The organism is Fulvivirga sp. (assembly GCF_040220315.1).
Lineage (GTDB): Bacteria > Bacteroidota > Bacteroidia > Cytophagales > Cyclobacteriaceae > Fulvivirga.
Genome location: NZ_JAVJUY010000263.1, coordinates 1 through 7,895, shown reverse-complemented (window position 1 = coordinate 7,895; position 7,895 = coordinate 1). Strand labels below are relative to the sequence as shown.

Here is a 7,895-nt window from a genome sequence, read left to right as displayed (position 1 = left end):
AGTGTTTATCTGATGTAGTTAATAATGAATCCGCAACATAATACTGGCCACTTATATTAACACAGGTTGAATCACTTTTTACTCCATCTGTATAAAACACTTCAACTTGAAACTGATTACTGCCAAAATATTTCAAAAAAGTAAAAATACTAGCAGGAATGGCCAGTATTACTAACAGAATTGCAATTTTAATGCTCTTATTCATAAGACAAAAAGAAGGCTAAGATGATTTCACCTTAGCCTAATATTAATTTTAAAAATTAACTTCAGAATCTACCATCATAAATGGACGCCCCTTCATAAACGAAAGCTACCAACATCCACACTACAAAAATCATAGGTATGATAATAGACCAGATTAAAACTTTCACTTCATATTTCAAGTGCATAAATTCACCCACAATATATGCAGCTTTCACGATTGTCATTCCAATAAATATTACTACTCTGGTCATTTCCATTTCGTGTGGTACGGTAAAAGCAACCAAAAATTCTAACGCTGTAATAAGCGCTAATATTCCAGCTGTTTTCCAGATCAGTTTGATTTTTTCTTTGTCAGCAGGCATTACCTGCACATTTGAAGTTTCTTCTGTATGCATTAGTTCAGTGGTTTAATCAATTAAACAAGGTAAAAGAAAGTGAATACAAACACCCAAACAAGGTCTACAAAGTGCCAATAAAGGCCTACTTTCTCTACCATTTCGTAATGTCCTCTTCGTTCGTATACTCCGGTAATTGTATTGTAATAAACAAGAAAATTAAGTACTACCCCACTAAATACGTGTGTTCCATGGAACCCTGTTATAAAAAAGAAGAATGCTGCAAAGTCCATTGGCCCGTATTCGTTCCAGGAAAGTCCAGCTCCACCACCACCTGTTCCTGAAATAAAATGTGACCACTCCCATGCTTGGCAGCCGAGAAAAGTTAAGCCCCCGATGATTGTCCAAAGCATCCATTTTTCAACCCCTTTTTTATCCATTCTATGACCGGCTTCTACCGCAAGTACCATGGTCACACTACTCATTATTAAGATGAAGGTCATAATCCCAACAAAAACTAGAGGTAAAGGAACACCGTGTAAAAATGGTACAGCTTCGAATACTTTTTCCGGTATAGGCCAATAGTCTTGTGAAAATGTGAAATCTTCTACAGTTCCTGAATAAGCAGGATGTGCAGTACGAATTAAGCCATAAGTAATAAGTAATGCAGAAAAAGTAAAAGCATCAGAAAGCAGGAAAAACCACATCATGAGTTTCCCATAACTTGCTTTTAATGGTGATTGCCCACCATCCCAAATGTTTTTACCTGTATCAATTGAATGTGCGGTAGCTGACATAGAAGTTAAGTTATACCTGTTTAATTAATGATTCAATAATAAAAATACGAATAAATAAATCCAAAGACCACCTAAAAAATGCCAATATGTTGAGCACATCTGAATCTGTGCTAAATTTTTAGAGTGAACTCTATATTTAAAAGTCGAAATTAATACAATTATTAGAAAAATGATACCACTTACAAGGTGTAATCCATGCAATCCGGTAAGAACATATAAAAAGGATCCAGACGGATTGCCTACAAAGAACACATTTTGTTCTACCAAATCTCCCCAGGCATATACTTGTGCAACCAAAAACATTAATCCTAAGGCAAACGTTATGCCTATCCCCACTTTTACTTTTTCCAGATCGTCAGATTTTGCAGACAAATAAGTCCAGTGCATAGTTGCACTACTCACGAGTATTATAGCAGATGATATCCATAATAATGTTGGTAGTTCAAATACTACCCAATTACCTTCAGCTTGTCTTACTATATATGCACTTGTTAATGATGCAAATATCATTACTACTGTAATCATAAAAAGCCACATTCCAAATTTCTTTGGGTGCATTGATAAAGGCTTTTTTGCTTCTTCTATAATTCTAAAATCACTAGTCATAATCTCCTCCTCTTTTATAATTTATCTAATAAATAGGCTATTTGAACAATGGGTAGGTATAAGAATGATCCAAACATTATTCGCATCGCAGATTTGCGCGTACCATTTTTCATTAATGCAAAAGTCTGACTAAGAAATAATACTCCACAGACTGTTACTACTATCGCTGAATCTATACCTGTGATACCAAATTTGGCTGGCAGCAAACCAAAAGGAATAAGAAATAAGGTATAAATCATTATTTGAATTGCAGTATTTAAATCTTTCTTTCCTCCTGAAGGTAGTAGCTTAAAACCTGCTTTCTTATAATCTTCATCCGCAACCCAGGCAATGGCCCAAAAATGCGGGAATTGCCAAATAAATTGTATTCCAAAAATTATTAGTGCTTCTAATGATATGTAACCCGTTGCTGCAGTCCAACCTAAAAGTGGTGGTAAGGCCCCAGGTATCGCACCCACAAAAACAGCAATTGGTCCAACTCTCTTAAGTGGCGTATACACAAAACTATAAAGCACCATTGACAGGACAGACAAAAGTGTAGTTAACATATTTGTATTCAATGCTAAGATTAGAATACCTATTGAACCAGTTGTAAATGCAAAGGCCGCTGCTTCATTAACAGTAATTCTCTTTGTTGGTAATGGCCTGTTCATAGTTCGGGTCATTAACAAATCCAAATCTTTTTCAATTATTTGATTAATGGAAATTGACGCCCCAGAAACAAGAAATCCACCAAAACAAATAGAAGCAAAATGAACCCAGTCAATCACTCCGTGCGACCCTAAGATATAGCCAAATCCACATGAAAATGCCACCAAAAAAGAAAGCCTAAACTTTAGAAGTTCAAAAAATGATTTGGCCTTCTCCAAAAAAGAAATACTATATGAGTCTTGAGTTATCATGCAGTAACAGGCTGTGTTTTTTTGAGTTGCAAAAATAAGAAAAATTGAAGTCCGATTGCCATTGTACCTAACAATAAATGAATCGGCTGAATCGTCCTGGGAATATTAAAATACGCCATAATTACCCCGGAAATGATAGTTAAAATCACCACGAGCAATAATATCTTGGCTGTACCATTTACTAACTTCATCTTATGCAATTTATAAAGTACATACACATTAGATAACAACACAACCCATGAAAATGATCTGTGAATTATAAATTCTATACCAAGATTCTCAATCCACATACTTCTATTATTCAAAGTAGCCGATAAATGATCTATTGCCTCCCTCACTTGCGTACCGAGAACTATTTGTATAAGCATAATGACCATACTAAAAACAATTATTTTTTTTAAATAAGATGGCTCATCAGAGTTTAATTTTAAATGTGGGTTGGCTTTTATGACAATTATTGAGAGGAAAAAAACGATAAGTATAGCAATGAGCATATGGATGGATACCATGAATGGTATTAAGTTGGTAGATACTACCAAAGATCCGACCCATCCCTGAAACACAACTAAAATAAGTGAAGCGATAGCCAAATAAAATATATTCGATTCAGTTTTTCTAAAAGGTAATGAAAAGACTACCGTACCTATAACCAGTAAACCAATGGCAACACCTACTAACCTATTTAAATATTCTATCCACGTTTTGGTTGGATTAAAATCTGCTTCCTCCAAAATTGATTTATCATGTACAATTTTATGTGCTGTACTTTTTAAACCTATTAAATCCAGGTAGTTAGCCAATTTTTTATTTTTGTCAGCTCTTTTTTGGGAGTAAACCTCTTTGTAGTCCTTTGGGAGATCGGATAATTCAGTGGGTGGAATCCATTTTCCAAAACATTTAGGCCAGTCTGGACAACCCATGCCAGCACCTGTGCCTCTTACAATTCCTCCAACGAGTATTAAAAAATAGATAGCAACAAGAGTGAGCAGACTAAATTTACCTAGTCTGCTCATATCTTGATGTGTTTTATTTTTCATCCACTACTATCCCCTTGTCACCAGCACCTTCAAGTTTGATCAAATCATTCTCATGGTCGAGATTTGACTCTGGAGTTTCAGAGAAAGGAACATGTTGCGGGATAAAATCTTCTTTAGCCCCAGGCTTACTGTAATCGTAAGGCCATCTATAAACAGTAGGTATTTCTCCAGGCCAGTTTCCATGACCAGGTTCTATCGGAGTCGTCCACTCAAGTGTTGTCGAATTCCATGGATTGGATGTCGCTCTTCTCCCTCTATACATACTGTAGAAAAAGTTGAATAAGAATAAGAATTGAGCACTCAATGTTAATATTGCTGCAATACTTACCAACATATTTAAATCAGTAAATTGATTGAGCACATCGAAATTTGTAAATGAGTAATATCTTCTTGGGTAACCTGCTATTCCAATATAGTGCATTGGGAAGAATACTAAATAAACCCCAACGAATGTTAACCAGAAATGAATATAACCTAATTTGGCATCCATCATTCTACCAAACATTTTAGGAAACCAGTGGTACACACCTGCCATTAAGCCAAAGAATGATGCACTACCCATTACTAAGTGAAAATGTGCAACAACAAAATAAGTATCATGCAATTGAATATCAATAGCTGAATTTCCTAGGAATATTCCTGTTAAACCACCGCTTATAAAGAATGATACCAAGCCGATTGAAAACAGCATAGCCGGTGTAAATCTTATATTACCTTTCCATAAGGTAGTAAGGTAATTGAATACTTTAACGGCAGAAGGCACGGCTATGATTAATGTTAGTAACATAAATACTGATCCTAAGAAAGGGTTCATGCCCGTTACAAACATATGGTGTGCCCAAACTATAAAAGATAGTATAGCAATAAACAACATTGAACCAACCATGGCTTTATAACCAAAGATCGGTTTCCTGGAGTTTGTTGATATAATTTCCGAAGTAATACCTAATGCTGGAAGAAGAACAATGTAAACTTCAGGATGTCCAAGAAACCAGAACAAATGTTGAAACAAAATAGGACTTCCGCCTTGGTTAGGCAATGCCTCTCCGTTTATGTAGATATCAGATAAATAGAAACTAGTTCCAAAACTTCTGTCGAAAATTAATAATAAAGCGGCAGAAAATAGAACTGGGAATGACAACAAACCAATAATGGCTGTTAAGAAGAATGCCCAAATAGTCAATGGCAATTTAGCGAATGACATACCATGAGTTCGCAAGTTTATTACTGTTGTAATGTAATTTATACCACCAAGTAATGTTGAAACAATAAAAAGTGCCATTGAAGTTAACCATAGGGTCATCCCTAAACCTGAACCATTCACTGCCTGAGGCAAGGCGCTTAACGGGGGGTAAATTACCCATCCTCCTGAGGCAGGTCCTGTCTCAATGAATAACGAAATAAACATGATCACACTTGAAGCAAAGAAGAACCAGTATGATAGCATATTCATAAATCCAGAAGCCATGTCCCTGGCACCTATTTGCAACGGAATAAGGAAATTGCTAAAAGTTCCGCTTAAACCGGCCGTTAATACAAAGAAGACCATGATTGTACCATGCATAGTAACTAATGCCAGGTAAAATTCAGGATCAATTTTACCTTCAGTTGTTATCCAATCACCCAAAAATGGTTTTAACCAACCAAGTTCAGCCTCAGGAAACCCTAATTGAAGTCTAAAAATAACTGAAAGTATACCTCCAAGGAGTGCCCAAAAAATTCCTGTGATCAGGAACTGCTTGGCAATCATTTTATGGTCGGTGGTGAACACATAATGTGTCCAAAAATTTGTTGAGTGATCATGATCGTGCTCGTGACCATCATGATGTGTTTCTTCAGATATATGTATGTCAGCAGTAGCCATATTCTTAATTATCTTATAATGTTGCTTCTAATTCTTCAGTTTCCTCTTCTATACCAGCTTTAATCTTAGCTAGTTCTCTTTTTTCAGCAGGTACCTGCTCAAGTAAGTCAGGATTCAATTTTAGCCAAGTTTGTTGCTCAGCTTTCCATTTTTCATAATCTTCCTGTGTATCTACAACAACTTTTAGCTTCATAGAGAAATGTCCCCTGCCACATATTTCAGTACATGTTAAGAAGTAGTCGAATTCAGGGTCTCCAACCTCATCCCTCATTTCTTGTGTTGTTTTATTAGCAATAAATTTGAAATGGGTAGGTTGGCCAGGCACAGCATCCATTTTTACTCTTTGATAAGGTAAAAATACACTGTGAAGTACGTCCCTTGCTCTAATTTTTAATAATACTTCTTTATCTACTGGGAAATGTAATTCTAACGGTGTGAAATCATCATATGAATTTTCGTCAGTAATATCAATACCAAAAGGATTACCTTGAGTGTCATCAATTAATTTGTAATCATAATCACCAAGCTGATTATCTTTTACACCTGGATAGCGAACGGCCCAAGCAAACTGATATCCCATTACCTCAATTACTTCAGCATCGTCAGCCGCTTTGCTGGTGATATCCGTCCAAGCTTGAAGTCCTGTAAATACTAATACAGACAAAACTATGGCTGGAACCACTGTCCATAACAATTCTAACTTAGTATTATCAGGATAAAACTTACCTCTTTCACCTTCTTTATACTGATATTTATAACTGAACCAAAACAAAAGTACGTTTGTAATAACAAAAATAACTCCTGTCACAGCCGTTGTAATCCAAAACAACTTGTCTGTTAATTCTCCATGTTCTGAGGCAACTGGTAAGGTATACTTGTCAAAATAAACCCATGAATACCAGAACATAAATCCAAATCCAAGGATCATGAATAACATCATTAATGCACCATTCACTTTGTTGCTAGTGCTAACGATCTTTTTATCCGTTCCTTTTACTACATTAACTAGTGTTCCTATTCTGAATAATGTATACAGAATGAACAAGAGTAGAAGAACACCAATTGTTATGATTATACCGAACATATTATTCTTTAATTAACAGTTATTCAATTAAATGTGGTGATGTAAACTTTCTTTTAACATCGGGTGATTTTTAGCAAAAAGTGGCACTTTGGCTAGGTTCGTTAATGTCACAAATAAGAATGCTACTCCAAATACTGTTGCCATTCCAATTTCAACCAAACCAAATGCTCCTTCTGTTTGCATAACTCCCGGTGTAACCATCAAGTAAAAATCGAACCAGTGGCCAGCTATTACTATCGGACAAACAAGCCTTAGTAAAGACATGTGCCTCTTTGCGTCTCTTGTCATTAATAACAAGAACGGTAGGAAGAAGTTTAACAATAGATTAATAAAAAATACCCATCTATAATTCCCAGAATCTAGGCGTTGAATGAAGTAAACAGTTTCTTCTGGAATATTTGCGTAGTAAATAAGCAAGAACTGCGAAAACCAGATGTAAGTCCAGAAAATACTAAATCCAAAGATGAATTTTCCAATATCATGCAAGTGGTTAGCATTTACAATTGACAAGTAACCTTGAGACTTTAAGGCAACTACAATTAAAGTTATAACTGCCAAACCATTTACCCACCAGCTGGCAAATACATACCAACCAAACATTGTACTGAACCAGTGAGGATCGATCGACATGATCCAATCCCAAGCAGCAATTGATGAAGTAACAGCAAAGATTACTAAGAAAATAGCCGAGTATTTTCTTGCTTTATACCAATGAGCTACATCGCCATCAATATCTTCCGCCAGCATTTCTTTTTTAATCCATAGGAAGAACATGTACCATAAGCCAAAGAAAATCACAATTCTAGCTACGTAAAAAATTGGAAATGAACCTGCAGCAAATGGCCAGTACCATAAACTTGCTTTACCGCTTATTATTTTATCGAATTTATCCGTACCCTCTTTGTATAGGTAATCATGAGTCCAATGAAAAACATCATAATCAACCCAAAACCAAGATAAAAACATTAATATCCCAGCAATTGGCAACCAATGAGCCATAGCCAATGGAATTCGCTTGATCCCAGAAGACCAGCCTGCTTGGGCAGCATATTGTATAGCAACAAAG

Annotated in this window: 8 protein-coding genes and 1 pseudogene; all 9 read right to left on the bottom strand. The window is 35.8% G+C overall.

The window, feature by feature from the left end:
- A pseudogene (locus tag RLO81_RS12755) lies at positions 1–205 on the bottom strand (hypothetical protein); the annotation flags it as partial.
- A 61-nt stretch (positions 206–266) separates the two neighbouring features.
- Positions 267–599 carry a cytochrome C oxidase subunit IV family protein gene (locus tag RLO81_RS12750; protein ID WP_350112101.1) on the bottom strand — a complete coding sequence of 111 codons (333 nt, stop codon included), beginning with the start codon at positions 597–599 and terminating at the stop codon, positions 267–269.
- A gap of 20 nt (positions 600–619) precedes the next feature.
- Positions 620–1,336 (bottom strand): cytochrome c oxidase subunit 3, encoded by a 717-nt coding sequence (locus tag RLO81_RS12745; protein WP_350112098.1) that lies wholly within the window; start codon positions 1,334–1,336, stop codon positions 620–622.
- Between the two features lie 24 nt (positions 1,337–1,360).
- Positions 1,361–1,942 (bottom strand): cytochrome c oxidase subunit 3, encoded by a 582-nt coding sequence (locus RLO81_RS12740; protein WP_350112095.1) that lies wholly within the window; start codon positions 1,940–1,942, stop codon positions 1,361–1,363.
- 14 nt (positions 1,943–1,956) lie between these two features.
- Entirely contained in the window at positions 1,957–2,844 is an 888-nt protein-coding gene (gene cyoE / locus RLO81_RS12735) for a heme o synthase (RefSeq protein ID WP_350112092.1), read from the bottom strand.
- Entirely contained in the window at positions 2,841–3,857 is a 1,017-nt protein-coding gene (locus RLO81_RS12730; RefSeq protein ID WP_350112089.1) for a COX15/CtaA family protein, read from the bottom strand. Before RLO81_RS12730 ends, cyoE begins: the two co-directional genes overlap by 4 nt.
- 13 nt (positions 3,858–3,870) lie before the next feature.
- Positions 3,871–5,745 (bottom strand): cytochrome c oxidase subunit I, encoded by a 1,875-nt coding sequence (locus RLO81_RS12725; protein WP_350112086.1) that lies wholly within the window; start codon positions 5,743–5,745, stop codon positions 3,871–3,873.
- 13 nt (positions 5,746–5,758) lie between these two features.
- Positions 5,759–6,829: a cytochrome c oxidase subunit II gene (locus RLO81_RS12720; RefSeq protein WP_350112083.1), complete on the bottom strand. Its 1,071-nt coding sequence runs from the start codon at positions 6,827–6,829 to the stop codon at positions 5,759–5,761.
- Between the two features lie 27 nt (positions 6,830–6,856).
- Positions 6,857–7,895 (bottom strand): quinol:cytochrome C oxidoreductase (locus tag RLO81_RS12715; protein ID WP_350112080.1); only part of this gene is annotated, 1,039 nt, incomplete at its 5' end.

Coding starts and splice junctions, on each gene's coding strand:
- RLO81_RS12750 (WP_350112101.1), bottom strand. CDS start 599: ATGCATACAGAAGAAACTTCAAATGTGCAGGTAATGCCTGCTGACAAA.
- RLO81_RS12725 (WP_350112086.1), bottom strand. CDS start 5,745: ATGGCTACTGCTGACATACATATATCTGAAGAAACACATCATGATGGT.
- cyoE (WP_350112092.1), bottom strand. CDS start 2,844: ATGATAACTCAAGACTCATATAGTATTTCTTTTTTGGAGAAGGCCAAA.
- RLO81_RS12720 (WP_350112083.1), bottom strand. CDS start 6,829: ATGTTCGGTATAATCATAACAATTGGTGTTCTTCTACTCTTGTTCATT.
- RLO81_RS12740 (WP_350112095.1), bottom strand. CDS start 1,942: ATGACTAGTGATTTTAGAATTATAGAAGAAGCAAAAAAGCCTTTATCA.
- RLO81_RS12745 (WP_350112098.1), bottom strand. CDS start 1,336: ATGTCAGCTACCGCACATTCAATTGATACAGGTAAAAACATTTGGGAT.
- RLO81_RS12730 (WP_350112089.1), bottom strand. CDS start 3,857: ATGAGCAGACTAGGTAAATTTAGTCTGCTCACTCTTGTTGCTATCTAT.